Source organism: Haemophilus sputorum CCUG 13788, from assembly GCF_000238795.1.
GTDB classification, from domain to species: domain Bacteria; phylum Pseudomonadota; class Gammaproteobacteria; order Enterobacterales; family Pasteurellaceae; genus Haemophilus_A; species Haemophilus_A sputorum.
In genome coordinates, this window is record NZ_AFNK01000031.1 from 45878 (window position 1) to 71988 (window position 26111).

At 39.8% G+C, this 26111-nt stretch carries 29 protein-coding genes; 18 read left to right on the forward strand and 11 right to left on the reverse strand.

Annotation, left to right across the window (positions count from 1 at the left end; translation table 11 throughout):
* Positions 1-312 precede the first annotated feature (312 nt).
* A complete protein-coding gene (gene pdxH / locus HSP_RS0103635) occupies positions 313-942 on the forward strand; it encodes a pyridoxamine 5'-phosphate oxidase (protein WP_007526198.1) in 630 nt (209 codons plus the stop codon).
* Between the two features lie 49 nt (positions 943-991).
* Here pdxH and ilvA read toward each other — a convergent pair whose 3' ends face one another.
* The 3 genes from ilvA to HSP_RS0103650 all read right to left on the reverse strand — a co-directional run bounded on the left by ilvA (position 992) and on the right by HSP_RS0103650 (position 4232).
* Complete coding sequence (ilvA, locus tag HSP_RS0103640; protein ID WP_010128915.1) at positions 992-2515, reverse strand: threonine ammonia-lyase, biosynthetic; 1524 nt, start codon at positions 2513-2515, stop codon at positions 992-994.
* 103 nt (positions 2516-2618) lie between these two features.
* Entirely contained in the window at positions 2619-3224 is a 606-nt protein-coding gene (gene slyD, locus HSP_RS0103645) for a peptidylprolyl isomerase (RefSeq protein WP_010128916.1), read from the reverse strand.
* A gap of 99 nt (positions 3225-3323) precedes the next feature.
* Positions 3324-4232 (reverse strand): 1,4-dihydroxy-2-naphthoate polyprenyltransferase, encoded by a 909-nt coding sequence (locus HSP_RS0103650; RefSeq protein WP_010128917.1) that lies wholly within the window; start codon positions 4230-4232, stop codon positions 3324-3326.
* A 61-nt stretch (positions 4233-4293) separates the two neighbouring features.
* On the opposite strand from HSP_RS0103650, the gene tsaA reads away from it, so the two are divergent.
* From tsaA to aqpZ, 3 genes are all read left to right on the forward strand, one after another.
* On the forward strand, positions 4294-5031 hold the full coding sequence (gene tsaA / locus HSP_RS0103655; RefSeq protein ID WP_010128918.1) for a tRNA (N6-threonylcarbamoyladenosine(37)-N6)-methyltransferase TrmO: 738 nt from the start codon (positions 4294-4296) through the stop codon (positions 5029-5031).
* Between the two features lie 53 nt (positions 5032-5084).
* Positions 5085-5864: an SIMPL domain-containing protein gene (locus HSP_RS0103660; RefSeq protein WP_010128921.1), complete on the forward strand. Its 780-nt coding sequence runs from the start codon at positions 5085-5087 to the stop codon at positions 5862-5864.
* A 112-nt stretch (positions 5865-5976) separates the two neighbouring features.
* Positions 5977-6663, forward strand: a complete 687-nt coding sequence (gene aqpZ / locus HSP_RS0103665; protein ID WP_010128922.1) for an aquaporin Z — start codon at positions 5977-5979, stop codon at positions 6661-6663.
* 50 nt (positions 6664-6713) lie between these two features.
* Here the strand turns inward: aqpZ and HSP_RS0103670 are convergent, their stop codons facing one another.
* The 6 genes from HSP_RS0103670 to yiaK form a co-directional block, all read right to left on the reverse strand.
* Positions 6714-8177, reverse strand: coding sequence for an FGGY-family carbohydrate kinase (locus HSP_RS0103670; RefSeq protein ID WP_007526221.1), 1464 nt, complete (start codon positions 8175-8177; stop codon positions 6714-6716).
* Positions 8178-8247: 70 nt separating this feature from the next.
* Positions 8248-9234, reverse strand: coding sequence for a TRAP transporter substrate-binding protein (locus tag HSP_RS0103675; RefSeq protein ID WP_007526225.1), 987 nt, complete (start codon positions 9232-9234; stop codon positions 8248-8250).
* A 28-nt stretch (positions 9235-9262) separates the two neighbouring features.
* On the reverse strand, positions 9263-10540 hold the full coding sequence (locus HSP_RS0103680) for a TRAP transporter large permease subunit (RefSeq protein WP_010128923.1): 1278 nt from the start codon (positions 10538-10540) through the stop codon (positions 9263-9265).
* Positions 10537-11019, reverse strand: coding sequence for a TRAP transporter small permease (locus tag HSP_RS0103685; RefSeq protein ID WP_010128924.1), 483 nt, complete (start codon positions 11017-11019; stop codon positions 10537-10539). Before HSP_RS0103685 ends, HSP_RS0103680 begins: the two co-directional genes overlap by 4 nt.
* Complete coding sequence (locus HSP_RS0103690) at positions 11019-11489, reverse strand: NanQ anomerase/TabA/YiaL family protein (protein ID WP_010128925.1); 471 nt, start codon at positions 11487-11489, stop codon at positions 11019-11021. The genes HSP_RS0103685 and HSP_RS0103690 overlap by 1 nt, the downstream gene beginning before the upstream one ends.
* Positions 11490-11537: 48 nt before the next feature.
* Entirely contained in the window at positions 11538-12536 is a 999-nt protein-coding gene (gene yiaK, locus HSP_RS0103695) for a 3-dehydro-L-gulonate 2-dehydrogenase (protein ID WP_029495134.1), read from the reverse strand.
* Between the two features lie 174 nt (positions 12537-12710).
* On the opposite strand from yiaK, the gene HSP_RS0103700 reads away from it, so the two are divergent.
* The 9 genes from HSP_RS0103700 (at position 12711) to HSP_RS0103740 (ending at position 18685) form a co-directional block, all read left to right on the forward strand.
* Positions 12711-13523, forward strand: coding sequence for an IclR family transcriptional regulator (locus HSP_RS0103700; RefSeq protein ID WP_010128928.1), 813 nt, complete (start codon positions 12711-12713; stop codon positions 13521-13523).
* Between the two features lie 186 nt (positions 13524-13709).
* On the forward strand, positions 13710-14057 hold the full coding sequence (locus HSP_RS0103705; RefSeq protein WP_007526201.1) for a hypothetical protein: 348 nt from the start codon (positions 13710-13712) through the stop codon (positions 14055-14057).
* 62 nt (positions 14058-14119) lie between these two features.
* Positions 14120-14518 (forward strand): hypothetical protein, encoded by a 399-nt coding sequence (locus tag HSP_RS0103710; RefSeq protein WP_010128929.1) that lies wholly within the window; start codon positions 14120-14122, stop codon positions 14516-14518.
* Positions 14519-14614: 96 nt separating this feature from the next.
* The gene (locus HSP_RS0103715) at positions 14615-15055 is read left to right on the forward strand and encodes a DUF6636 domain-containing protein (RefSeq protein WP_007526181.1); all 441 of its coding nucleotides are present in this window, start codon (positions 14615-14617) and stop codon (positions 15053-15055) included.
* A gap of 91 nt (positions 15056-15146) precedes the next feature.
* Complete coding sequence (locus tag HSP_RS0103720) at positions 15147-16151, forward strand: DUF4424 family protein (protein ID WP_007526177.1); 1005 nt, start codon at positions 15147-15149, stop codon at positions 16149-16151.
* A gap of 76 nt (positions 16152-16227) precedes the next feature.
* Positions 16228-16785, forward strand: coding sequence for a DUF4189 domain-containing protein (locus HSP_RS0103725; protein WP_007526191.1), 558 nt, complete (start codon positions 16228-16230; stop codon positions 16783-16785).
* Between the two features lie 99 nt (positions 16786-16884).
* Positions 16885-17415 carry a DUF4189 domain-containing protein gene (locus HSP_RS0103730; RefSeq protein ID WP_007526230.1) on the forward strand — a complete coding sequence of 177 codons (531 nt, stop codon included), beginning with the start codon at positions 16885-16887 and terminating at the stop codon, positions 17413-17415.
* 53 nt (positions 17416-17468) lie between these two features.
* The gene (locus tag HSP_RS0103735) at positions 17469-17903 is read left to right on the forward strand and encodes a DUF4189 domain-containing protein (RefSeq protein WP_007526215.1); all 435 of its coding nucleotides are present in this window, start codon (positions 17469-17471) and stop codon (positions 17901-17903) included.
* 20 nt (positions 17904-17923) lie between these two features.
* Positions 17924-18685, forward strand: a complete 762-nt coding sequence (locus HSP_RS0103740; RefSeq protein WP_007526213.1) for a hypothetical protein — start codon at positions 17924-17926, stop codon at positions 18683-18685.
* A 74-nt stretch (positions 18686-18759) separates the two neighbouring features.
* Here HSP_RS0103740 and mqo read toward each other — a convergent pair whose 3' ends face one another.
* Positions 18760-20229, reverse strand: coding sequence for a malate dehydrogenase (quinone) (gene mqo, locus HSP_RS0103745; protein WP_007526227.1), 1470 nt, complete (start codon positions 20227-20229; stop codon positions 18760-18762).
* 188 nt (positions 20230-20417) lie between these two features.
* On the opposite strand from mqo, the gene HSP_RS0103750 reads away from it, so the two are divergent.
* Positions 20418-20735: a DUF2322 family protein gene (locus HSP_RS0103750; protein WP_007526187.1), complete on the forward strand. Its 318-nt coding sequence runs from the start codon at positions 20418-20420 to the stop codon at positions 20733-20735.
* A gap of 10 nt (positions 20736-20745) precedes the next feature.
* Entirely contained in the window at positions 20746-21315 is a 570-nt protein-coding gene (locus HSP_RS0103755; RefSeq protein ID WP_007526217.1) for a hypothetical protein, read from the forward strand.
* A 46-nt stretch (positions 21316-21361) separates the two neighbouring features.
* Here the strand turns inward: HSP_RS0103755 and HSP_RS0103760 are convergent, their stop codons facing one another.
* Entirely contained in the window at positions 21362-21829 is a 468-nt protein-coding gene (locus tag HSP_RS0103760) for a hypothetical protein (RefSeq protein WP_007526244.1), read from the reverse strand.
* A 200-nt stretch (positions 21830-22029) separates the two neighbouring features.
* Between HSP_RS0103760 and HSP_RS0103765 the strand changes: the two genes are divergently transcribed.
* From HSP_RS0103765 to HSP_RS0103775, 3 genes are all read left to right on the forward strand, one after another.
* Positions 22030-23952, forward strand: a complete 1923-nt coding sequence (locus tag HSP_RS0103765) for a TonB-dependent receptor plug domain-containing protein (RefSeq protein ID WP_007526180.1) — start codon at positions 22030-22032, stop codon at positions 23950-23952.
* 73 nt (positions 23953-24025) lie between these two features.
* Entirely contained in the window at positions 24026-24811 is a 786-nt protein-coding gene (locus HSP_RS0103770; protein WP_007526236.1) for a substrate-binding domain-containing protein, read from the forward strand.
* A 227-nt stretch (positions 24812-25038) separates the two neighbouring features.
* A complete protein-coding gene (locus HSP_RS0103775; protein WP_007526219.1) occupies positions 25039-26016 on the forward strand; it encodes a FecCD family ABC transporter permease in 978 nt (325 codons plus the stop codon).
* Positions 26017-26111 lie beyond the last annotated feature (95 nt).

The window sequence follows — 26111 nt, forward strand, 5'->3', positions numbered from 1 at the left end:
TATCTAAGCACATTGTGTAAAAAATAAAATCTGAAATTTGGTCTTTTCCTGCTTTATTTTTAATATCTTTAAGTTGAAAAGATAAATATTAAATTTATTACTTTCAAAATATTATATAATTTATATTATTAATATAATATAGAAATAATCGTTCTAACAATTAATCTCTATTTAAATTATAATGCCATTAGTCTATCATAAAATTAAAGACATTTTTATTGCGGTTAAGCTTGGATTCTGTGCAACAGCTACATACCCTCAAAATTGCAAGAAAACAACCGCTTGTCTATCTTCCGATAATCTGGAGGCATCATGGATTTACACAATATTCGAGATGAATACAGCAAACAAACCCTTTCTCGCAGTCAGTGCGACCCAAACCCGCTTAAACAATTTGAGCGTTGGCTTAATGAAGCTATCCATGCAAAAGCCAATGAACCAACTGCTATGAACGTGGCTACCGTGCAAAATGGTAAACCAACCGCCCGCATGGTGTTACTTAAAGAAGTCAATGAACAAGGCTTTGTCTTCTTTACTAACTACCAAAGCCGAAAAGGGCAAGCCATTAGCGAAAATCCATATGCTGCACTGACCTTCTTTTGGCCAGAATTAGAGCGCTCAGTGCGAATTGAAGGCAGTGTCAGTCGATTAAGTGAGGAAGAGTCAGATACCTATTTCCAATCGCGTCCATACACCAGCCGTATTGGTGCTTGGGCAAGCGCACAAAGCCAAGAGTTAGAAAGTAAAAACACGTTAGTTGCCAAAGCAGCGCTTATTGCAGCGCAACATCCATTTCATGTTCCACGCCCACCTCACTGGGGGGGATATTTAGTCAAACCTGAACGCATTGAATTCTGGCAAGGTCGCCCAAGCCGATTACACGATAGAATTTGCTATCAATGGCAAGATGCACAATGGGTAAAAGTGCGCCTTTCTCCTTAAAAAACAGGGCGAAGAATTAACCTCTTCGCCCTCATTCATTTCCATTCCACTACTTCAAGAAATAACGATAAGACAAACTGTCTGTTACATCTTGGAATCGATAACCCAGTTGTTCAAGATGGTGAGTAAGCTCTGCTTCAGAACCCGTTTCCATCGTGAAAGCAGCCAGAATATCGCCATAATCTGCCCCATGCGCACGGTAATGGAATAATGAAATATCCCAGTTGGTTAGTGCTTTCAAGAATTTTAGCAACGCACCTTTTTGTTCTGGGAACTCAAAACGGTAGAGTTTTTCATTTTTAATTGAAGCCGCACGCCCGCCAACCATATAACGAATATGCGTTTTAGCAATATCATCATCTGAAAGATCTTCGACATTGTAGCCGTTCTGTTGAAGTTCTTTAATGATCTCCATCTTCTCTTGACTGCCGTTAATTCGAACACCAACAAAAATGCAAGCGTTACGATCATCTGCATGGCGATAGTTAAATTCAGTCACCGCACGATTACCTAAAATTTGGCAGAATGTCAGAAAACTTCCACGCTGTTCTGGAATGGTAACTGCTAATAAAGCTTCATGTTTTTCGCCAATTTCACAACGTTCTGAAACAAAACGTAAGGTATGGAAATTCAAATTCGCCCCAGAAAGAATGCAAGCCAAATTCTCGCCTTCGATTTGGTGTTCTTTCACATATTTTTTCAAACCAGCCAACGAAGCCGCACCTGACGGCTCAGCAACTGCACGCACATTTTCAAAAATATCTTTCAATGCTGCACAAATTTGATCGTTATCTACCAATACTACATCATCAACATACTGCTGGCACAGACGGAAGGTCTCCTCGCCAATACGTTTTACCGCAATCCCATCTGCAAATAAGCCAACACGCTCTAAATCTGTCGGCTGCCCTGCTTTTAATGCGGCATATAAGCAGGCAGAATCTTTCGATTCAACACCAATGACCTTAATTTCTGGTATCAATTGTTTAATCAGTACCGCAATCCCAGCAATTAAACCACCGCCACCGACTGGCACAAAAATACGGTCTAAATCGCCACGTTGCTGGATGAGTTCCATTGCAATCGTACCTTGTCCGGCAATCACATCGGGCGCATCAAACGGATGCACGAAAGTCATATTGAGCTCTTCCGCAAGTTCTATTGCTTTAGCTTTCGCTTCATCAAAATTAGCGCCAAAGAGTAAGACTTCGCCGCCATAACCACGCACTGCATCAACTTTAATAGACGGTGTATTTTGTGGCATAACAATCAGTGCACGTAGCCCTAAATGTTTTGCAGATAACGCAACCCCTTGCGCATGATTCCCAGCAGAAGCTGCAATTACGCCCGCTTCTTTCTGTGCTTTCGACAGATTAGAAATCATCGCAAAGGCACCACGTAGTTTGAAACTATGCACAGGCTGACGATCTTCTCGTTTAATAAAAATGTTATTTTTTAAGCGCGCAGAGAGCTTTTCCATCTTTTGTAATGGTGTCACTTGTGCCAAGTCATAAATGTTTGAACTCAAGATTCTACGGAGATAGTCCGTATTGGATTGGATTTGTTGTGTCATAATATTGGGTTTTAATGATCTTCCCGAAGACAGGAATTGAAGACGTTAAGACTAAAGACGAAAAGGGCGTGTGCAACACGCCCTTACCTCAAACAGAGAAAAATTAGTGACCGCCGCAGCCACAACCGCCATGACCATGGTCATGATCGTGGTGATGGTGATGGTGGTGATGGCCACCGCCACAGCAGCTATGACCTTCTTCTTCATCGTGGTCATGACCACCACAGCCGCAGCCATGCTCGTGACCAGAGTGAATATGACCATGTGCAATTTCTTCGGTTGTTGCTTCACGGATGCCAACCACTTCCACGGAGAATAATAATGATTGACCTGCTAACATATGGTTGCCATCAACAACAACTTCATCGCCTTCTACTGCAGTAATCACTACTGGTAATGGGCCAATGTCAGTATCTGCGATAAAACGCATGCCTACTTCTAAATCGTCCACACCCATGAAAACTTCTTTTGGTACACGTTGTACCATGTTTTCATTGTATTCGCCGTAGCCTTCTTCTGGGCTCACTTGCACTTCGAATGTTTCGCCAACTGCTTTGCCTTCTAATGCTTTTTCTAAACCTTCCACTAAGTTGTTATGACCGTGTAAGTATTCTAAAGGTTGATTTACTGGCGCTTCATCGACTAATACGCCATCTTGTGTACGAACTTGGTAAGCAATGCTTGGCACAAGGTTTTTTGCAATTTTCATGTTGAATCCTTTATTGGGGTTAAAATCTTTCGCATTGTAACGGTTTAATGCAGATTTGCAAACGTTCAGTCAAAATCGACCGCTTGATGGTTGAAATAATCAACCCAACACAATGCTTAAACTAAATAATAAATTAGTAATCAGCGCCAAACCTGCCATCTGCCCTAAAATAGGACGAAGTTCTGCAGGATTTTGATGACGATAAACAAATAATGCGTGTTTTGCCAACAGGGGGGTGGCTAATAAGAATAGGTAGTTATACCAATGACGGAGCTCTGTTAAAGCAAAAACTAAATAAGAAAGCATTGCTACCACTAATAACGCCACATGGTATTTTCGTCCATTTGCTGAACCAATACGCACAATCAGCGTATTTTTGCCAGCTTTTCGGTCTTGCTCAATATCGCGTAAGTTATTGATATTCAATACAGCAACTGAAAGCAAACCACACCCCAATGCGGGTAAGAAAATTTGTGGTTTAATTTCATGCGCCTGTAAATAAAACACGCCAATAACAGCGACAAAGCCAAAGAATATCAGCACAAACAAATCGCCTAAACCTAAATACCCATAGGCTTTTTTACCTACGGTATAAGTAATAGCTGCCACAATCGAAATCGCACCAAGTGCTAAAAAGACAATCAAATCTTGAATCGACTCATAAGCATAAACCGTCAATAAGGCGCCAGATAAAAAGGAAAGAATCGAAAGTAAAATGACCGCTTGTTTAAGTTGCGCCCCCGTAATTGCGCCATGTTGAATCGCACGCAACGGCCCAATACGCTCAGCGGTGTCTGAACCTTTCACGTGATCGCCATAATCATTGGCAAAATTCGATAACACTTGCAATAAAATCGTGGTGATAAATGCTAATAGTGTGGTAATTAAATCAAATTTTCCTGCCCAATAAGCTAAAGCAGAACCGATAATGATTGACGCCAACGCAAGCGGTAAAGTGCGTGGGCGAGCGGTCGTGAACCAGATAGAAAAAGCGCTGTTTTTGTTCATCTCATCTCTTTGGTTTAAAATAGTCAAAAATGAACCGTATCTTAACAGAAAAGCCCATACGATGTTAGAACCTCTTACACTTCAGCCAATTGCGATTGTACATTCCCCTTATGATGAAAAATTCTCCGTGCCACGCCAACCCAATTTGGTTGCACAAGGAAAAGGCTTTATCCGCCTACTGCCGCCTTATAATTCACCCGATGCAGTGCGTGGGTTAGAAGCCTTTAGCCATTTATGGCTTATTTTCCAATTTCATCAAATTCCTGAACGAGGCTGGCATGCAACCGTACGCCCTCCTCGCTTAGGGGGTAATCAGCGTATTGGGGTATTTGCCTCCCGTGCAACCCATCGCCCCAATCCCATTGGGCTTTCTAAGGTAAAATTAGAACGTATTGAAATTGCTAATAGCGAAGTTTATCTACATTTAGGCAGTATCGATTTGGTTAACGGCACACCTATTTTAGATATTAAGCCTTATATCGCTTATGCAGACAGCGAGCCTGATGCGCATTCTGGCTTTGCACAAGAAAAACCGCCTACACCACTTTCCGTTTCCTTTACAAAAGCCGCCCAGCAAGCGGTCGAAAATCTGCCACATTTTGCAAAATTCGGCATTGACGATCCGCTAAACTTTATTCGAGAGGTTATCGCCCAAGACCCTCGCCCAGCTTATCAGCAAGGCAAAAATTCCGAACGGATTTATGGCATGAATTTGGCTGGGTTAAACATTCGCTGGCAAATGGAAAAAGATGCTATTTGTAAAGCGATTGTAATAGAAATTAAAGATGGGAACTTTTAAAGAACCAGAAACTCTAACTTGCCAGTTTTGTCCACAACTAAAGGGAAAAAATAATGAAACCAAATCTAAAAAAATACTGGGCTGTTCTACCACTAGCTATTGCAACACCATTTATGGTTCACGCAGAAGGACAAACCATTGGACATGTCTTTGAAGAACAAGCTAAAAATGATGACAACAAAACCGAGTTCCATTTCAGTACTGATGTGACACGTGAAGTAGAACAAGATTCGATGCAAGCATCCCTATCTAGTCGGAAAGAAGGTAAATCGGTTAAAGAATTAAAATCCCAAGTTAACGAAAAACTCAACAAAGTGATGGATTTAATTAAACAATATCCATCGATTGAAGTCAGTAGCAATGGTATTCGCACTTACCCGACTTACTATACTCAAAAAAATGGTAAACGCCTGATTGAAAACTGGGTTGCAGAAGGCGAATTAGTATTAAAAAGTAAAGATTTAGAATCAATGGCAAAAGTATTAGATAACCTTGGAGATAATGCTTCCATTGACAATGTTTCATTTAGTGTATCGAAAGAAAAATTAGCTTCATTGGAAGATGAGATGACCTTAGAGATCATCCAACAATTCCAACACAAAGCTGAAGTGATTCAAAAAGGCTTAAATGCTAAAAAATACACGTTACAGAATGTTCGCTTAAATACGCCAAGCGATAGAGCAAGCTTTTCCGATGGTTACTACTTCGCAGAAGAACGAGCATTATCTAAAATGGCACTAAGTTCGGGAGATAAGACATCTGAGCCGATGATTCTCATCCCTGGCAAACAAATTATTAAAGCGAGCGCAGACGGCTCAATTCAATTTGAATAAACGAATCTGAATAACCTGCTCATAGCAGGTTATTTTAGGTAAACAACTATTAAATAGCCAATCTTCCATGGCACATGATGGTGCCGATATTTTTTATTTTTAAGGAATCTACATGAAAAAATATTTCGCAGAATTTTTCGGAACATTTTGGTTAGTATTCGGTGGCTGTGGTAGTGCAGTTTTAGCTGCAGGCATCCCTGAATTAGGCATTGGTTATGCAGGTGTTTCATTAGCATTTGGTTTAACCGTATTAACCATGGCATATGCTGTAGGCCACATTTCTGGTGGTCACTTCAACCCAGCAGTTTCTATCGGTTTATTAGTAGGCGGACGCTTTAATGCAAAAGACTTACTTCCATACATTATTTCACAAGTTGCCGGTGCGATCGTAGCATCTGCAGTATTATATACGATTGCTTCAGGCGCTAACGGTTTTGATGTGACTGCAGGCTTTGCAAGCAACGGTTACGGTGAACACTCACCACATGGTTATTCTCTTGCTGCAGCATTCATTATTGAAGTAGTCTTAACAGCATTCTTCTTAATGATTATCATGGGTGCAACTGATAAACGTGCACCAGCAGGTTTAGCACCAATTGCTATCGGTTTAGGTTTAACTTTAATTCACTTAATTTCAATCCCTGTAACCAATACTTCTGTAAACCCAGCTCGTTCAACTGGCGTTGCATTATTCCAAGGTTCATGGGCAATTGAACAATTATGGTTATTCTGGGCCGCACCAATTTCTGGCGCAATCATCGGTGCAATCGCATACCGTTTCATTGCAACAGAAAAATAATCTCTCTAGTACATATAAAAAATGCAACCTTCGGGTTGCATTTTTTGTTTCTACACCTCATCAACTTGCTTTAATGCTTTTACCAAGCGTTGATAGCGTTGGTATTTTGCTTGATATGCCGCATAATGTTGAGCGTTTGGCACATATATGCTCATATCATTCTCAAAAATTTGCTCATCTTGTGTCGCTGTGACACCTTGCATTGCCATTATCGCAGCACCTAAACAACCGGTTTCTTCTACATTAGGAATCTCTAAATGCATACCGCTTAAATCTGCCAACATTTGCATCCATACTGCTGACTTAGCCGGTCCACCAGTTACCCGTAATGTATCAGCATGAGGAAAGCGAATACGCATTCGTTCTAAATGTGTCATCAAACTAAACAGCACCCCTTCACAAATCGCTTGTAATAAATGCGCTTGGGTATGATGCGCTTGCATTCCATAAAAAGCGGCTTGCATGCCAAGGCCTGCATTCGAACCATATAAGAAAGGAACAAACAATACTGAACTTGCAGCAGCTGGAAGGGCTGCGATTTGCTCATTCAATTGTTGATAACTGACATTTGCCCACTGCTTTAAGAACCATTCCAAATTACCGGCTGATGTTGGACTTGCCTCATGCACAATAAACTGACCTGCTTTAGCATATTTGCCATAGACAAATGGTAACGTTTGGCTTTCGTCGATATGATCAGTAATGCCACTTACCACTGACCAAGTCCCTAACACAACATTCAGTTTAGTTTCATCAGTAAGCCCTGCACAATAGGCTGTAGAAACCACATCAAACAGCCCGCCGACAACTGGCGTTCCAACAACTAGCCCTGTTAATTTAGCGGCATTCTCTGTGACAAATCCAGCCACTTGATTCGGTGCAATTACAGGCGGTAGTTTTTCAAGAATATTTTGCAAACCTAATTTTTCTGCAAGCTGTTCGTCATATTTCCCTGTTTGCATATTATAAAGATTGCTCTCGGAAATATTCGTTTCTTCGCAATATAACTCGCCTGTTAGACAAAAACGCAAATAATCATGTGACATCAACACTGCGCCAATATTGCTGTAACGCTCAGGCTCATGTTCTTTCAGCCAACGAAGGATTGAAACAGGATGCCCTGTCCAAAGCGTTTGGCGGGTAATCGGATAAAGTGCTTGCGGAATGCCTTCTTCTTGCCATTGTTTGACAATATGTAATGCTCGTTGATCAGACGAGGTAATTGCTCGTCCAAGCGGTTTATGTTGTTTATCTAATAAAAAAGCGCCTTTACCTTGTGCAGAAATGCCAACGCCCTTAATTGCGGTTGCCGCAATATGACTTTGTGCAATCACCTGTTTAACTACCTTCGCACAAACCTGCCAAAGCGCTTCCATTTCTCGTTCAGCATACCCTGCTTGTTCACTCAGCACAGAAACATTTTCTCGCGCTAAACTTACTACTTCGCCGCTCTCACTAATAAGCGCTGCTTTAATAAAAGTGCCGCCACAATCAATGCCAAGGTAGTAATTCATTTCTTGCTCCTAAAAAACAAGCGGTGAAATTTTGCAAAAAATTTGCGAAATTCAACCGCTTGCTAACACTTTATTGTGCTAATGCATCTACTTGTTTAAGTAGGGCATCACCATGTTTTTCTACGAAACTTTTACGCACTTGCTCTGCAATAACAGCTTGGAACGGTTGAGTATCGACTTTCTCGATGATTTCAATACCTTGTTTTTGCAAGTTCGTAATTATTTCTTTTTCATTTTTCACGTTCAAATCACGCTGATATTGTCCTGCTTCTTTTGCAGCCTCTATCATTGCGTTTTGTAACTCTGGACTAAGTGCATCAAACTTCGCTTTGTTCATAACCACAATTAACGGGGTATAACCGTGGTTGGTCAAGCTCAAATATTTTTGTACTTCATAAAGTTTAGAAGACCAGAAAATACCGATTGGATGTTCTTGAGCATCTACTGCTCGAGTTTCTAATGCTGTATAAAGCTCTGCTAATGGCATTGGTACCGGATTAGCACCTAATAATTTAAATGCTTCAATGTACATAGGGTTTTGGTTAGTACGTACTTTTAAGCCTTTAATATCTTCCGGTTTTGTTACTGGATGTTTAGAGTTTGAAAACGCACGGAAACCAACATCCCAGAATGCTAAGCCTTTTAAGCCTTGTGCTTCAAGATCTTTTAATAAACCTTGACCAATCTCACCGTCTAGTACTTTGTAAACATGTGCGCGATCTTTAAAAATAAACGGAATATCGATCACATTTAATTTTGGTTCTAAACCAGTAAAGTTTGGCGAACCTGACATTTCTAAATCAATAGTACCACCGCGCACACCGCTAATCATAGTTTGAGCATTACCCAAAGTGCTATCTGGGAAAAGCTTAAGTTTAATTTCCCCTTTTGTTTTTTCATTGAGTAATTCGTTGAATTTTTTTGCCGCTAAATGTTGGCTATCTGTACGCGGTGCTTCATAACCAAAGCGTAATGATACTTCAGCATTCGCATTTGCGATCATCATACTCATTCCAGCAACAAGAGCACTTAAAGTTTTTAAATTGAATAATTTCATCGTAATTTCCTCATAGGGTTAAGAAACGTTAGCTAATCCATTGTAATGGCACCAAAATTAATTCGGGTACAAACACAAAGGCAAGTAACAACATAATCATCATGATTAAATAAGGGAAAACACCTTTTGCTGCTTGATCAAACGGAAGTTTGGATACTCCAGTAATCACATTCAACACGTTGCCTACTGGCGGTGTAATTAAACCTATTGATGTATTTAAGATAAAGAGGACGCCGAAATAAACGGGATCAATTCCTGCTTCTTCAATCAGTGGCATCAATACTGGGGTCAGAATTAGCACTGTTGGCGTTAAATCCATGACCATTCCGATAATAAAGACCGCAAGCATAATCACTAATAATAAGGTTGTTGGATGCGCGATTAACGGCTCAAGCAATTCAGTTAACATGATTGGTAATTCTGCGACAGTAATAAGCCAACCTGTTACATTTGCCGCAGCGACTAAGAACATAACTACTGCTGTTGTTTTTGCTGCTGCTAAAAAGACTTTATAAAGATCTTTAACTTTTAACTCACGATAAACAAAGAGAGAAACAATAAGTGCATATGCCGTTGCTACTGCCCCTGCTTCAGTCGGCGTAAAGATACCTGAGCGGAAACCACCGATAATAATTACCGGTAATAACAATGCCCAAATACTGTTTTTAAATGATATGCAAAGCTCTTGTTTGGTAACTTTAGAGAATGTCATTAAATTTAAGCGTTTAGCCTGCCACCACCATAACAGTGCCAAGCAAAGCCCCATCATTATTCCAGGGAAAATACCCGCCAAGAAAAGTTTAGTAATCGAAACACCACTTGCCACACCAAAGACAATAAATGGGATAGAAGGTGGAATAATTGGGGCAATAATACCAGCTGTACCAATTAAGCCTGCGGAGCGATCAAGTGGATAACCCGTCGTTTTCATCATCGGTAATAGCATTGCTGCTACAGCTGCGGTATCAGCTACTGCTGAACCAGAAAGACTAGCCATAATCATTGCTGCTAAAATGGCTACAAAACCTAATCCGCCACGTTTATGGCCAACTAGTTTCATTGGTAAGTCAATAATCCGTTTGGATAGCCCACCTTCATTCATGACCTCACCAGCAAGAATAAAGAATGGAATCGCCATAAGTGAAAAACTATCTGCTCCGCTAACAATTTGTTGCGCTAAAATTTGTGCATCAAATAAATCTAAGTGCAGCATTAACGCAACACCGCAAATCAATAACGCAAAAGCGACTGGAACACCAAGGAGAATTGCACCTAATAAAACAGAAAGAAAAATAACCACTGTCATATTGTTTCTCCTTTAGCAAGTATCACGCATCCGCTAAAAATTCTGGCAATCAACAAGAGTCCGATTAGCCCACCTGCAACCACGCTCGCTAAATAAGTAATGCCTTGTGGTAAACCTGAAATTGGCGCTAAGTTATTTAAGTTAAGTTGAAACTGAATCCAGCTACCTGAAACGATGAGATAGCAACAAAATAGCATCATACCATCAGTCAATAATCGTAATACTGACTGCCCACAAGCAGATAATTTTTCTACGAACACATTTACACTAACATGTTGTCTTTCATTAAATGCCAACACCGCACCTAAAAAAGTTAGCCAAACAAACAAATATCGAGACACTTCTTCAGTGACACTAATGCTGCTATTAAAGCCATAGCGCAACACAACATTTAAGAAAACCAAAATAGACATAATGGCTAAAATGGCAACACAAATACCTTCTAACAACTTGCCAATTAACTGGGCAAAAGCTTTCATTATTCTGCCTCCAACTCACTTAATGCGATTTTCACTACGATTTTACGAATACTTTCCGTACCATCAAAAATAGCGGTGCGATGAGCATCTTCAGGAAAAAACACGGCAAAATTACCTGGTAAACAATGAAATTCGTTTTCGCCAGAAACCTCTGCATAATATTGAATATCACGTTCTGGCGAGTAAACTTGAGCAATTGGGTTATTTCCAAAATCAGGCGCAACCGCCATAATTTCTTTACCTTTATGCAGATATTGCACATCCAAATAATTACGGTGGACTTCAGGCTGAAATGCCACTTTAGCTTGAGTGGTTAAATCCAATACTTGGACAAAAATTGCCCGTCCTTTAAGTTCATATACACCCGCCTCCATCTTCTCAAAATCTGTTTGTTTGAGATAATCCAAAGCAAACTGAATCGCCTTTGGATAATGTGCTGGTTGATAATTTGCGATATGACCGAAATACATGACCGCCCCCTTTGCATTATTTTCTCTAAATTTGACCGCTTGTTAGGCTTATAACGCTTTTAATTTTGCCCAAACTGATTCATCGACTGGAATGCCATTTGCATGATGGTCGGCTTCAACAGCAATCTGTTTATGCCCTGGCAAACGTACTGGCTGTGCTGGATTAGATGGCTCTGCAGACGTTACATAATCCATAATACGTTTTAATTTTTCTTCTTTGGTTTTACCATCAATTAAACGATTTACCTTAATGGCAATAAAAATTTGCGACATACCAAATTCATCACTTTTATCTTCAGTAATTGCTGCCGTAGAATCCCCATTGGCTAAAAGTGTTGCAATCATATCTAACACGATTGATAAACCTGAGCCTTTCCAAAATCCCATCGGCATCAAGCGGCGATTTTTCTCAACAACACTTGGGTTGCGTGTTGGATTACCTTCATCATCAAATCCCGCATCCACTGCTGTTTGTCTGCCTTGTAGGCGGTGAATTTCTAATTGACCATAAGAGAACATCGAACAAGACATATCTACCATTGTAATCGGCGTTGTAGGTACAGCAATAACGAACGGGTTTGTACCGATTCTTGGTTGTTTTGCCCCCCAAGGTGGCATAGCTGCTAATGCATTTGTCCAACAAATCCCTACAAAACCTTTTTCTGCTGCTTGTTGCCCATAGGTGCCGCCGCGCATCCAGTGATTTGCATTACGAAGTGCGACTACGCCAATACCGTGTTCACGCGCAATCTCCATTGCTCTATCCATCATTTTTTTTGCGGTTAAATTACCAATTGATTGATGAGCATCCCACTGTTCAATTGCGCCAAGTGATAAAACCTTCGTGGGTTCAGCATCTGGAATGACATCACCATTTTCTAACTGTTGAATAAAACGTGGAAAACGGTTAACGCCATGCGAATAAATACCCGCTTGCGTCGTATCCGCAAACACAGTCGCACACGCCTCTGCAGTTTCTTCTTTTACTTTTCGTGCTAGCAAGACTCGTTTAAATTCTGCTTTTAATGCCTCATACGAAACCCGAATAGTCATAATCACTCCTCATGCTTAAATTTCATATTACGAAATATCATTTCATATTTTGCATATTAGTCGGTTATGATAATGCCGTTAAGTAGCGGAATAAAAAGTTGTGAAGCAGATCACAAATTAAAACGATAAAATGTGAATTAGATCACATTTTGTTTTCAGGAGACGAGCATGAAAGAAGAAAAAAATAGTGGAAACCAAAGCCTAATTCGCGGATTAAGATTGATTGATTTATTAAGTCATTATCCAAACGGCTGTCCATTAGCAAAATTAGCCGAATTATCTGGATTAAATAAAAGTACTGTGCACCGACTATTACAAGGTTTACAACAGGAAGGATTTATTCAAGCCGCAACGACTGCTGGCAGTTATCGACTTACCACAAAATGTTTAGCTATTGGGCATAAAATGTTTTCCTCTATGAATATTATCCATCTTGCTTCACCTTATTTAGAGAGCCTGAACCTCAAAATTGGCGAAACTGTGAATCTTTCAATGCGAGAAAACGATCATGCCATTATGATTTATAAACTTGAGCCAACGACTGGTATGTTGCGCACTCGTGCTTATATCGGGCAACGACTCAGCCTCTATTGTTCTGGTATGGGTAAGCTTTATTTAGCCTTCGATAAAAAAGCAAGTACTTATTTAATGCATTATTGGGTTAACCACCAAGCAAATATTCAACAGCTTACTTGCCATACTATTACTGATATCAACTTAATGAGAAAAGAGTTAGATGAGATTCGTGCACAAGGTTTTGCATTGGATAAAGAAGAAAATGAACTTGGTGTTACCTGCATTGCTTATCCGATTTTCAATTTTAAAAATGAGGTGGATTACGCATTATCGGTATCGATGTCCGTTTCGCGTCTTGCTCAAATCGGAACAGATTTCTTACACGAAGCCGTAAAAGAAACGGCGATAGCGATCTCCCAAGCTCTCGGTTGGCAAAATGATTTGCAAAAAAATCCGGAAATTTAACCGCTTGTCAGCCTTAAAAAGCGTGAGTTTTAAAAATGCACGCTTATTTTTTACATAAAAATATGAATTAACAGTTTACACTTTTAATTATTAGTAATAGAATACGCTCAACTTTAGCAAGTTAGGCAAATTAAACTTTGCCTGTTATTCAATTTTTCTCCATCCCTGATTACTAGGAGCAATACGATGAACATGAAAACTGTTGTTTTAGCCTCACTTTTGGCTTTCACTTTAACCGGATGTAGTGCATTAAACAGTGCAACTGTTTCTGAAGAAAAACTTAAAGAAAAAGCGGCATTTGCACTGAATACTGATGCCAGCGCAGTAAAAATCAGCAACCGCTCAAACGAAGGCGTACAAATTAACTTTACTGCAACTGTTGGCAAACGCTCACACCAATGTTATGTCACCAATGCATTAACTTTCTTTGGCCCAGCAACTTCTGGGGCAGTGTGTAACGGCGGTAGCGGTGGTACAGCTAAATCTACCGGTTCTTGTAATGATTTATTACGCGCAGCAGGACAATGCTCATAACTTGAGCCCCGAAAAAGACGCCAAGGATGGCATCTTCCTCTTTATCACTTGAGGTGTTCCAAATGAAAGGCCTACTCTTTTTAATACATTTCGCCATGTTGTTATTTAGTGCTTATTTCTGGTTCAACTTTGGCGTACATTGGGTGCAAGTTATTGGTTATAATTTAGCATTCAATGATCCTGTGGCTAATAGTCTAAATCATTCTATTAATATCTATTTTAGACTTATTGCCATTACCAGTTTCAGTTATCTCTTTTTTGCTATCTTTCAACGTTTTTATCGTCGCTTTGCGCTGTTGCTATGGATAGCGAAAGCTGGGGTATTCGGGAAATATTTATTTGATTTGAATGCGCTACAAGGCACCAATTATGATGGCATATTCCAAACCTCATCGGTTTATATTTATTTTTTATGCCCATTATTGTTAAGTTTGTTATCCTACCTTTATTGTAAGAAATAAAACAAGTAAACTCATAACCTAGCAATTCAAAAGGGCTTACAAGCGGTTAAATTTTGTAGGAATTTACCAATTCCGCCACTCAACAAGGAATTCAACATGAAAAAATTATTTGTATTCACTTTATGTACTTTCTCTGTTTCTAGCTTTGCCTTAACCCCGCAAATAGAAACCGCATCAAACTCAGACTCTTTCATCAGTTTCCGCACGGCTAATGACGCTATTTATTGCTCTGGCGACCTTCCTGGTCTAAACCCCCAAGTTGAATGTGTTACTAAAATTAAAGGAAAACCGATTTTACCGCGTCCGAAAGATTGTGAATTCGAATGGGGCGAGCTATTTTCTGTTGGCGCAACAGGAAAGGCTTCACTTGTTTGTGCAAGTGATACCCCTGCTGTACCAGACTCACAAATTTTGAAAGATGGTGAAACAATTAAAGGCAAAGGCTGGCAATGCACTGCTTCGGGCAATTCATTAACTTGTTCAAACCAAGAAAAACACGGTTTTAAAATTAGCCAAGCAAAACAAAAATTATTTTAGTTCGTAGCGTATTTGAAAAATACACAATACGGTAATTGCCTTACCACAAGAGCGGTCAAATTTTTCTTACTTTTTACAAGGAAAACCAATCATGAAAAAGTCTCTTCTCTTAACGATTCTTTGTCTTCCATTTATAGCTCAAGCCAACGACAGTACGGGAACGGTCTCTACTGGTGGTGTGGAATATATTAAAAATGAGCATATTGCGATGCAAAAAGAAAACCTATTTATCAGCCAAGATAAAATTAAGGTGAAATATGAATATCGCAATCTGACCGATAAAGACATTACTGAAACGGTGCTATTCCCATTACCGGAAGTGATGCTCCACGATTACGGTGATTTTGCTGACACCCAAAGTTTAATCAATTCTTTTAAGATTTATGCAAATGGCAAAGAAATCAAACCGACGACTCATGTACGCGCATTCTTTTACGAAACCAAAAATGAAGATGATCCAGAGAAAAGAGAATTTGTTTCACATGATGTCACGGACATTCTTCGTGCCTGTGGTTTAACTGAAGAAGAGTTAATGGAGCCTTGGTTACGTAAATCAGATTCTGCAGATAAGAAAATCTTGAAATGTCAGGATCCACGTCTTGCTAAATATTCATACAAATCTGAAGATGGCGAAGATGTCGATATGGTAGCCTTTTGGGGTGGACAAATTATTTATAGCTGGCAACAAACCTTTAAAGCCAATTCGATTACTCAAATTCAGCATGAATATACCCCTCTAGTCGGGGGAGGGGTGGGGCTTCCTGAACTCCTCAATTATAAAAAATTTGCCGATACTTTTTGTATTGATCCATCATTTAAAAAATCAGTAAAAGCAAAATCGCAAGGAATATATTATCACGAATTAGGTTATATTCTTAAAACTGGGGCAAACTGGGCTAAACCTATTGCGGATTTTACGCTTACCATTGAAAGACCAAAAACACAGATCGTTTCTTTCTGCTGGAAAGGTAAAGGTGAGGTGAAAAAAGTACTGCAAAACGATAAAGTTGTGCAATATCAAGTAAAAGAAAAAGACTTCTTACCACAACATGATTTAGATGTGCTATATGGTATAGATGCAAGGTTTGTTGAATAGAAACTTATTACTAAGCGATATGCTTTTACCATAAAGAGAAGACAAACCTCACAGGATTTTTCACAAGGAATCAAAAATGAAAAAATATTGGTTAATCCTATTAATGATGTTTGCTGGCAATACCTATGCCAATCCCACTTATGATGTAACCAGAGGGGCATTACAGAATGATCCTTCATTATGCAGCTATGGTTATAATCCAAATTGCTCATCTCAAGGAGGATATTCTAGTGGTTATTCGAATGTGCCAGTAGCACCACCACGTTCTGACTACTATGCAGCGATAGCTATCAATAAAGCCACTGGAGGTTGGGGATGGTCAACAGGTCAATTAGGCGCTAATGATGCTTCGCTGGATGCCATAATGAATTGTGAAGAAGCAGGACAAGGAAAATGCGAAGTGGTTGCGACGCAATTAAGTGGCTGTCTTGCTATGGCATCGTCAAAAGATAAAAAAGGGAATTGGACTTACTTCTTCTCTCATAGTGGCATCTGTGGTTCAGTTGAACAGGAAGCATTATCACATTGCAAAGCCAGCAAAGCTAAAAACTGCCAAATTGAAATTCGTCAATTAGACGCACATTATAAATACGTTATTGATAAACTCTTATGGGGAAAATTCTCACAAGACTAGCATAAATACTTGTGCATGAATTTTAAAAAGCTTCGCACCACCTTAATCTTCTTGATGCAAGAGCGGTCAAATTTCTCTCACTTTTTACAAGGAATAAAAATGAAAAAATATTGGTTAATTCTATTCATGATGCTTGCTTGCAGCCCTTATGCGAATAGCTGTGGTGGGCAATTTGATCCAGCAACTGGAACGTGTCGAATTATTGGTCCTGATGGAAGAATGATTATCTATAATTCAGCCCCTCCACAAGGGGGATATTCAAATGCGCAAGTAGGACCACCAGTCGGTTCTGACTACTATGCTGCCATTGCCATCAATAAAGCCACTGGAGATTGGGGATGGTCAACTGGCTTTTTAGGCGAATCTGTGGCGATTATGGATGCAAGAATGCACTGTGAAAAAGCAGAACGAGGAGAATGCGAAGGAGCGGCAACACAATTAAATGGCTGTCTTGCTATGGCATCTTCAAAAGATAAAAACGGGAATTGGACTTACTTCTTCTCTCGTTCTGGCATCTGTGGCACAGTTGAACAGGAAGCGTTATTAAATTGCCAAGCCAGCAAAGCTAAAAACTGCCAAATTGAAATTCGTCAATTAGACGCGCAATATAAATACTATATGTATCAATAAACGCTTAAAATCAATCTAGGGCGTATCAAATACGCCCTAGCAAAAGGATTATTATGAAAAGATTACTTACATTAGCTTTATGTGCTTTATCCGTTTCAGTTTCTGCGAAAACACCTTCAATCGAAGATCAAATGTCGTATCCACCACGACCGCCACTTCTAGATTTTCCTAATTGGTGGAGTGTAATTGCTTATAATCCACAAAATGGTGCTTTTGGTTATGGCGAGGGAGGTATGATAAAGGCTGCTCAAAATAAAGCACTAAAAGATTGCGAGCTTGCTTCAAATGATGCAAATAAACAATATTGTCAAATTGTCACAGAAGCTAATCATGCTTGTGTCGCATTGGCAACGGGAGACTCCCCTGAAAAATATGCCGCAGTTCGCAATTTCAGAATGAAGCGAGAAGAAGCTGAACAAGAAGCCTTGGCTGCCTGTAAAACGAATTCAGCGAATTGCACAATCACTTTCTCTGCTTGCGAAAAATAATCTTAAAAAAGGAACGCTCTATGAAAAAAATCTTACTTTGCCTATGTCTCTTTTCTTCTGCCGCTTATGCTAACCAATGTGAAATCATTGATAGCGAATTAGCAGCAAGTTATTCAGAGATGGAAACCTACGGCAACTATAACGAAAAGAATGAAGAAAAATACCAGTCTTCAGAAAAACGTTTTAAAGACGCACTAGCCAAAATTGAAAAATTAGAAGGCAAATTCTGCACTTGGGAAAAAGCACCTGAAGTGGGTGTTGGCATGCTCACTTCAGAAGACCAAAAACTGCAAATTCTTGTTTGGGATTGGCAATCTGGCGGGACAATGCACGAATATGGCAGCATTTGGCGTTATCAGCTACCTAATGGCACTTGGAAAACGGAAGTTAATGAGTTAAGCTCTTTTATAACCAGACTAGTACCGCTTAAATTGAATGGAAAACCTTACTATTATATAGAAACCTCTGACATCTACAGTCAATGTCATCATGCAATCGCAGCGAAATTTTATCAAATTACGGAAAAAGGTTTAGAAGAAGCCAATCTGATTCAAGGTAAAAAACCAACTTCTAATATTGAGGTATCGTTTATCTCATATACGAATAATGATTTACCAGAATCGAATGCCTATTTTGATTACGACTTGAAAAATAACCGCTTTAGCTTCCCGTTAGTACATCAATTTGAAGATACCTGTGGTAACGGAAAAATGACCTCAGAACGCATTTATTATCGTTTTGATGGCAAACACTTTGTAAAAGAGAAAAAAGCGAAGAAATAATTGATTGACTTGCTTCATATCAACAAACAAAGGGGCGTACATCATACGCCCCTTTAGTTCATTAAAATCAACACCTACACACCTAACCATTTTTCAGCTTTCGCTCTTACCTCATGAATCAAAGCTGGATTATCTCGCAATTTTTCACCATAAGTTGGCACAATTGCTTTTAATTTCTCTGCTAATTCTGGTTGTTGCGCAATAAAACATTGGCTAAGTACGCTTAACATCGCATCCACCGAAGTTGAAGCACCAGGAGATGCACCAAGTAGGCCTGCAATGCTTTTATCTTCCGAAGTAATCACTTCTGTGCCAAAACATAACACGCCTTTTTCATTCGGCTGATCTTTGATAATTTGCACACGCTGACCTGCGATAATCACATCCCAATCTTCACTTTTGGCATCAGGCAAGAAAGCGCGTAAATCTTCCATGCGCTGCTCTTTCGTTAAAAGCGCCTGCTTAATTAAATATTGTGTCAGTGGGATATTTTTGCAGCCAGCAAGCATCATGGTAACAAAATTATCTGCCTTAAATGAGCTTGGGAAATCCCATTGTGAACCATTTTTCAGAAATTTCGTGGTAAAGCCAGCGAAAGGCCCAAATAACAAGGTTTTCTTACCCTCAATAAAGCGGGTATCTAAATGCGGCACCGACATTGGGGGCGCACCAATTTTCGCTTTACCATAAACTTTAGCATGGTGTTTTTCCACGATTTCAGGATTGCGACACACCATAAAAATTCCACTCACAGGGAAACCACCGATATGTCTCGCTTCTTGAATATGGCTTTTTTGTAATAAGTTAAGCGAACCGCCGCCACAACCAATAAAGACAAATTTGCAATCGTGTTGGAAAATTTGACCGCTTGCATCTTTAACAGATAAACGCCAACCCTCTGCGGTTTTATCTAAGCCACAAACTGGATGATTCACTTCTAAGCGGCAACCTGATTTGACTAAGTGCTTAAAGAGTTTACGGGTTAACTCCCCAAAATTGACATCAGTACCGTGCTCCATCCATGTTGCTGCAACTGGCTCTTTATTCACACGGTTTTCCATCATCAATGGAATCCATTGTTTTAACGTTTCTGCATCATCAGCAAATTGCATCCCTTCAAACAGTGGATGAGTTGAAAGGGTTTCAAAACGTTTTTTCAAGAATTTGACATCTTTTTCGCCTTGCACAAAACTCATATGTGGCAATTTACGGATAAAATCCGCTGGATTTTCAATGCAACCAGTTTCCACCAAATATGACCAAAGCTCTAACGAAAGCTGATATTTTTCGTTAATATCAAGCGCTTTGCTAATATCAATAGTGCCATCTGCTTTTTCAGCAGTATAGTTTAGTTCACAAAGTGCAGCATGCCCTGTGCCTGCATTATGCCATTCATTAGAGCTTTCTAACGCAATATCTGGTTCAGCTTCAAAAATGGTAATGCTTTTCTCTGGCATTAAAGCTTTTAACAGCGTGCCAAGCGTGCCACTCATAATACCCGCACCAATCAGCACAATGTCAGATTGTGAGTGTAATTGACTCATAATGATTTCCTTTGTGTTTGTTTTGTTTGAGTTTCTAAGTTAATGATAGTCGCTTAAAATGGCTATTGCAAACGGTTGCCAAAAGATATTTTGCTAAAGCGATTTAGCCTAAAAAGAGAAAGAATAAATACTAATGAGCAACTAAAAGACTGATATAATTATTAACCTTTTTATCATTGGAGAGACTTATGCAGTTCAAAGATTATTTAGCCAGCTTTCCCGCTATCGATCATCTTCGCGGTTTAGACGTTAAAAACGCCACAGGAGAAGTTATTCACACGATTCCTGCGATTGAGGGCAAATTAGGCTCATTAAAACTCTATCATGCCCTATTTGCAAAATTCGATGGAAAACTGACCGCTTGTAGCGCGCAACAAGGGCTAGAATGGTTTGCTGAACATGTTGAAGATGCCAAACAATACCCAGGAAAACATCCAAATATTGATTTACTCAATCAAGTCATCTCTGAAAATTTACAACTGAGTTTGGTACCACTTATCAAATAACGGAGGAAATATGAAAAAGTATTCATGGGCTATCATTTATGCATTCGTTACTGGGCTAATCTTCCCAAACGCTTTTGCGGCTGAAAAAACAGAAAATAAAACGCCAGCTAAAACTCAACCACAAACTAAAGCGCCAGCACCAGCTAAAAAAAGCACGAAACCACAACAAAAAGAAACGCCCCAAAGCGCCCCTCAAAATGAAGAGCTTGAGCAATTTAATCGTAACGTAAGCATTCAATTTATTGCGCGTGGTGTGCAGACAGAAGAAAACAATCAATCTTATGTTACATTAACCTATCAGATTCAAAATAAAGGCAAAAACCAAATCCAATCTCTTGGCTGGGTTTCCTCTTATGTGATTGGAAAACAAACACCATTGTATTCAAAAGAGTTACCACTTGAATTTGAACCGCCACTTGCTAGTGGCAAGCAAATGGAAATCACCATCCGCCTACCATTAGGCGAACTGCCAGAAGCTGCACAAAAGCAATTTCTCAGCAAAACGGCTGATATCCGTGCGATTAACAAGCCAAAACAAGTGAGCTTCTCAAGTGGCTCAAAAATTGTAGTTACCAAATAATAAATAAAGGGTTAAAGCCAACTTGCTTTAACCCTTTATTTTCATACTAACCTTCTCGACATTCCAACCAAGGCAACTGCATTCCTTGATAATTTTTGTAATAGATTGAGCTGCGTTCACGTGCGACTAAATTCACGTAATTACCTGCAATAGGATGGTAAGAACGGTATGTCACCTCAAATCGATTTCCTCTCGCATTCAACACTTTATTTTCAAGATGATCAAACGGCATTGCTTTGCCGCCATCTAACTGAAAATAGAAGCCGAAATTATCTTTCAATCGACTTTCTCTTGAAAGTGGGAAATAGGTTGCTAAATAAGAAGTCTCACCGGTTTCTGCATTATTGCAAGAGTAATAATAACGCTTGTAGTCTTTCGGGTTATTCAACTCAGCTTGACTAATTTCATCTTTTAAAAAACCGGTTTTTACCGTTTTCTTAGGTACAGGTTGGCTTTTACAAGCAAATAATCCTAGTGCAACTACGCTTAATAAAACAATTTTAAGTTTGTTCATAAAATTCCGAGATAAGAGATATATAAAGAAAAATGGTCATTATGATAGCTTAATTTTTAGTTAATAGCTTATTTTTCTGTATCTCAAATTCTATTCATTTTGATTATGAGTTATTTTCATCATGAGAGATTTGCTTGCCAGGCCTCAAATGTGTAAACTGCTGGCGCTTTTATACAGACTTTTATCCTAGGGATTTTAAAATGAAAAAAAATGTGATTACTTCAGCGATCTTATTAGCGATTCCGGCATTAGCGGCGGCTGAAGATGTGGCAAAATTAGATGTGATTAACGTCTATTCTGCCTCAGCCACGCCAACGAGCCTTCATCAAACCGCTTCATCTGTTACCGTTTTAACCGAAAAAGATTTTGCACAACGTGGTGCGACTTATGTCAGTGATGTGTTGAAAACGGTACCAAGCTTAGCTGTAAGTGCTTCTGGCGGTCGTGGCACATTAACTAATGTATTCTTACGTGGTGCGGATGCAAACCACACTGCTGTGATTATTGATGGCGTGAAAGTGAACCCTGTTTCTGGCTATGGCTTTGATTTCGGTGGCTTAGCATTAAGCAATATCGACCGCATTGAAGTACTACGCGGTGAACAATCTGCCCTTTGGGGAAGTGATGCCATGGGTGGTGTAATTTATATCACCACGAAAAAAGGTTTAGAAAAAGGCAAAACCTTCAATGTCGATTACGATTTTGGCACAGGCTCGAATCGCACAGTGGATGGTTCATTAACCCTTTCAGGCTCAAACAACAATTTCTATTATGCTTTACATGGTGACAGTCACCACACCAAAGGCATTTCAGCACTCAGCAAAAACCGCTTTAACTACACTGCGCAAGATGGCACAGCGGTAAGTACCGGTGGCTCAAGCGAACGCGATAAATTCCATCGTGATAACGCTTCTCTTCGTTTCGGCTATGACGATAACCAAAAAGGTTTCGACTTCTTAACCTCTCACAGCAGCCAAACAGCTAACTTTGATAACAGCGCAACGGATGAAAAAGGCCACTACACCCGTACACGTGACACCTTATTCAAATTAAGTGGTTTCTTAGGTAATGATGATGAATTGCTTAAACACAAAGTGGGAGTAAGCCATCTCAAAACTGACAGCGATACCGTTGGCTACACATCGGCTTACGATGCGAAAAAACTCAATGCGAACTATCAATTAGACGTCAATTTTGATCGTGAAGGCACTCTCACGCAAGGTTTAAGCTTTTTAACTGACTATCAAAAAACAGATTTCAACTCGTCTTATTTCAATAATGCAGGTAATAAAAAACTTGTTGAGAAAAGCTTAGCGGCAGAATATCGCTTATTACACGATGCAGATCATAGCTTAAATATTAGTGGTCGTTACACTGACAGCTCTGAATACGAAAACTCATGGACGGGCCGTATCGCTGGCGCTTACCGTTTACACAACAATGTGAAAGCCCACGCAAGTTTCGGTTCAGCAATTCAAAACCCGACGATCACTGAATATTACGGTTACAACGCGCGATATATCGGTAACCCGAATTTACAACCAGAGAAAAGTGTAGGTGGCGATGTTGGTTTCTTGTTTGAAACCAATGATGGGCGTCACAGCTTTGATGTGACTTATTTCGCTCGCAACGTGAAAAACGCGATTAGCAGCGAAGTAATCAACTTTACCACTTATGCAAGCCGTGCAGTAAACCTTGAAGGTAAAAGCAAAGTGAAAGGTGTTGAAGTGGCTTACAACGGTAAAATCACCGATGTATTAACTGCTTACGCTAACTACACCTACACACAAACCCGAGATAGCAAAGGCGCTGAATTGACACGTCGTCCAAAACATTTGGCGAACGCAGGCTTAGCATACCAAATCACTGAAAAATTGGGCACAGATGTAAATGTCTCTTACACAGGCAAACGCATGGATACCTACTATTCACCAACCTACAGCACGCATAAAGTAAAATTGCCATCTTACACCTTGGCAAACTTAGGCGTGAACTATAAAGTAGCGGATAGCTTGACGATTTATGCGAACCTTAACAACGTATTCAATAAAAAATATGAAAACGTACTGGGCTACGGCCAAGAAGGACGTAATGTTTACGTTGGGTTGAAAGGATCGTTCTAATTATTACCCACTCATAAGGGCGTGCTTAGCACGCCTTTTTACATTCTTGATGGCGTAGCGTATCATTATCTATATGCAAAAAACTCGCTTAATTTTAACCGCACTTTTCCTTCCGTTTACCGCTCAGGCTTCGGAACAATTTGTCTCGCTCACGCTTTGCAGCGACAGACTGCTTATCGAACTGGCGGAGCCTTCGCAAATTGCTGCACAGTCGCCTTATTCGAAAAATCCGTTGATGATGTTGGATAAAATCAATACCGATAAACCTGTTCTGGAACCGCAATTAACGGAATTATTACCCTATTTGGATAAAACGATTCTGATTAACGAAACCTTTTATCCCCAATTAGTCGCAGAGCTGAAAAAACTCAATGTGAAGATTATTCCCATTAACGACAGCCCACAAACGCCCGATGAATTATTTACGCTAATTCTAGACTTAGGCAAACAACTGGGTAATGAGCAAAAGGCGACTGATTTAGTAACAAAACTCAAATCGCAAAACGTTCACTTAAATCGACCGCTTACTGATACACTGATTTTGTCGGAAACAGGTGTGGTAGAGAGTTATTACCCACAATATCCTGTACTGTTAAATTTACTCGGATTAACGCCACTAAAAACACCACTTACCGCACAAAACTTCTCGTTAGAAAAAGTGATTTTAAGCCAACCAAATGTACTAATTTCACTGACCGACAAACAAGGTTACAATGCACAAGCTGAATTACTGCACCACCCTATGCTGCAAGATTTTTTCAAAAACCAACCGCTTGTAAGCATTCCGATGAAATATACCTATTGCTTCGATCACGGCGTGTGGCAAGGGGCGGAGAAGATTTATCAACAATTAAAATAATGTAGCTGACAAATCTCCCCTAACCCCTCTTTGCTAAAGAGGGGGATTTCATTATTAAATTAACCTAGGGTGACGTAGTTACTATTTTTATGTATGAATAATTAAAATAAATACCAAAATTATAAATTATCACCATAATAATTCCCCTCTTTAGCAAAGAGGGGTTAGGGGAGATTTGACAAAATCAAATTAACAAATGATATTTGGATTACATAGGAAATTGATCATTGACCAAAACACTAAAATTAAATACCGCACTTTTCTTCGCGTTGCTGTTGATTAGCGGCTTTGCGATTTATCATCAGCTAGGCGATTTCGCCCATCTCAAAAATGCGGATGGCGTGCTCACCGATATGCGCTCGATGGTGCTGTGGGATATTCGTTTTCCGCGCATTGGTTTAGCTTTATTGACGGGTGCCAGCCTAGCGATTGCCGGCAATGCGATGCAAGGCATTTTCCAAAACCCATTAGCGAGTCCAGGCTTGCTCGGCAGTAGCGCTGGCGCAACGGTTGCTAGTGTATTTATCCTCTATTATTTTGCCGTGCCATTTTCACTGCTCTTAGCCGGAGGAGTAATTGGCGCGCTTTTAAGCTTTTTCATCGTGTATTTGATCGCTAAAAACTACGGCACCACGATGATGATTCTAAGCGGTTTAGCGGTCAATATGTTGCTTGGGTCAGCAATCGCATTGCTGCTTTCCAACGCGGAAAGCCCATGGGCATTAGCTGAACTTTATCGTTGGCTACAAGGCTCGTTGATGTGGGCTAAATTAGATACATTGCTTATTTCACTCCCGATTGTTCTGGTTGGGATTTTCTGTTTATACCACACCCGCCGATATTTAGATTTACTCACCTTTGGTGAAGAAACGGCTAGCACCATGGGCGTGGATCCCAAACGTAGCTTTTTCATCAGCACCTTTGGTGTCGCTTTATTAGTCGGTGCGACCATTCCGCAAACTGGTACCATTGGGTTTATCGGCTTAATCGCACCACACTTCGCCCGTATTTTACTGAAAGCTCGCCCATCACAACTTTACTTCACTAGTGCGCTAATCGGGGCATTATTGCTATTACTGGCTGATTTGGCAATTTTATATATCCCACTATTTTCACATATTTACATTGGCACGTTGACTGCACTTATCGGTGCCCCTTGCTTGATTTGGATGTTATTGACGCAACAGAGAAAAATCGCACATTAACCCTAACGGCATATTTCAAAATATGCCGTTTTATTTTTCATCACTCAAAATATAAAAAATAACTATTCTCAATTCATAAAATTCGCGTATAATTT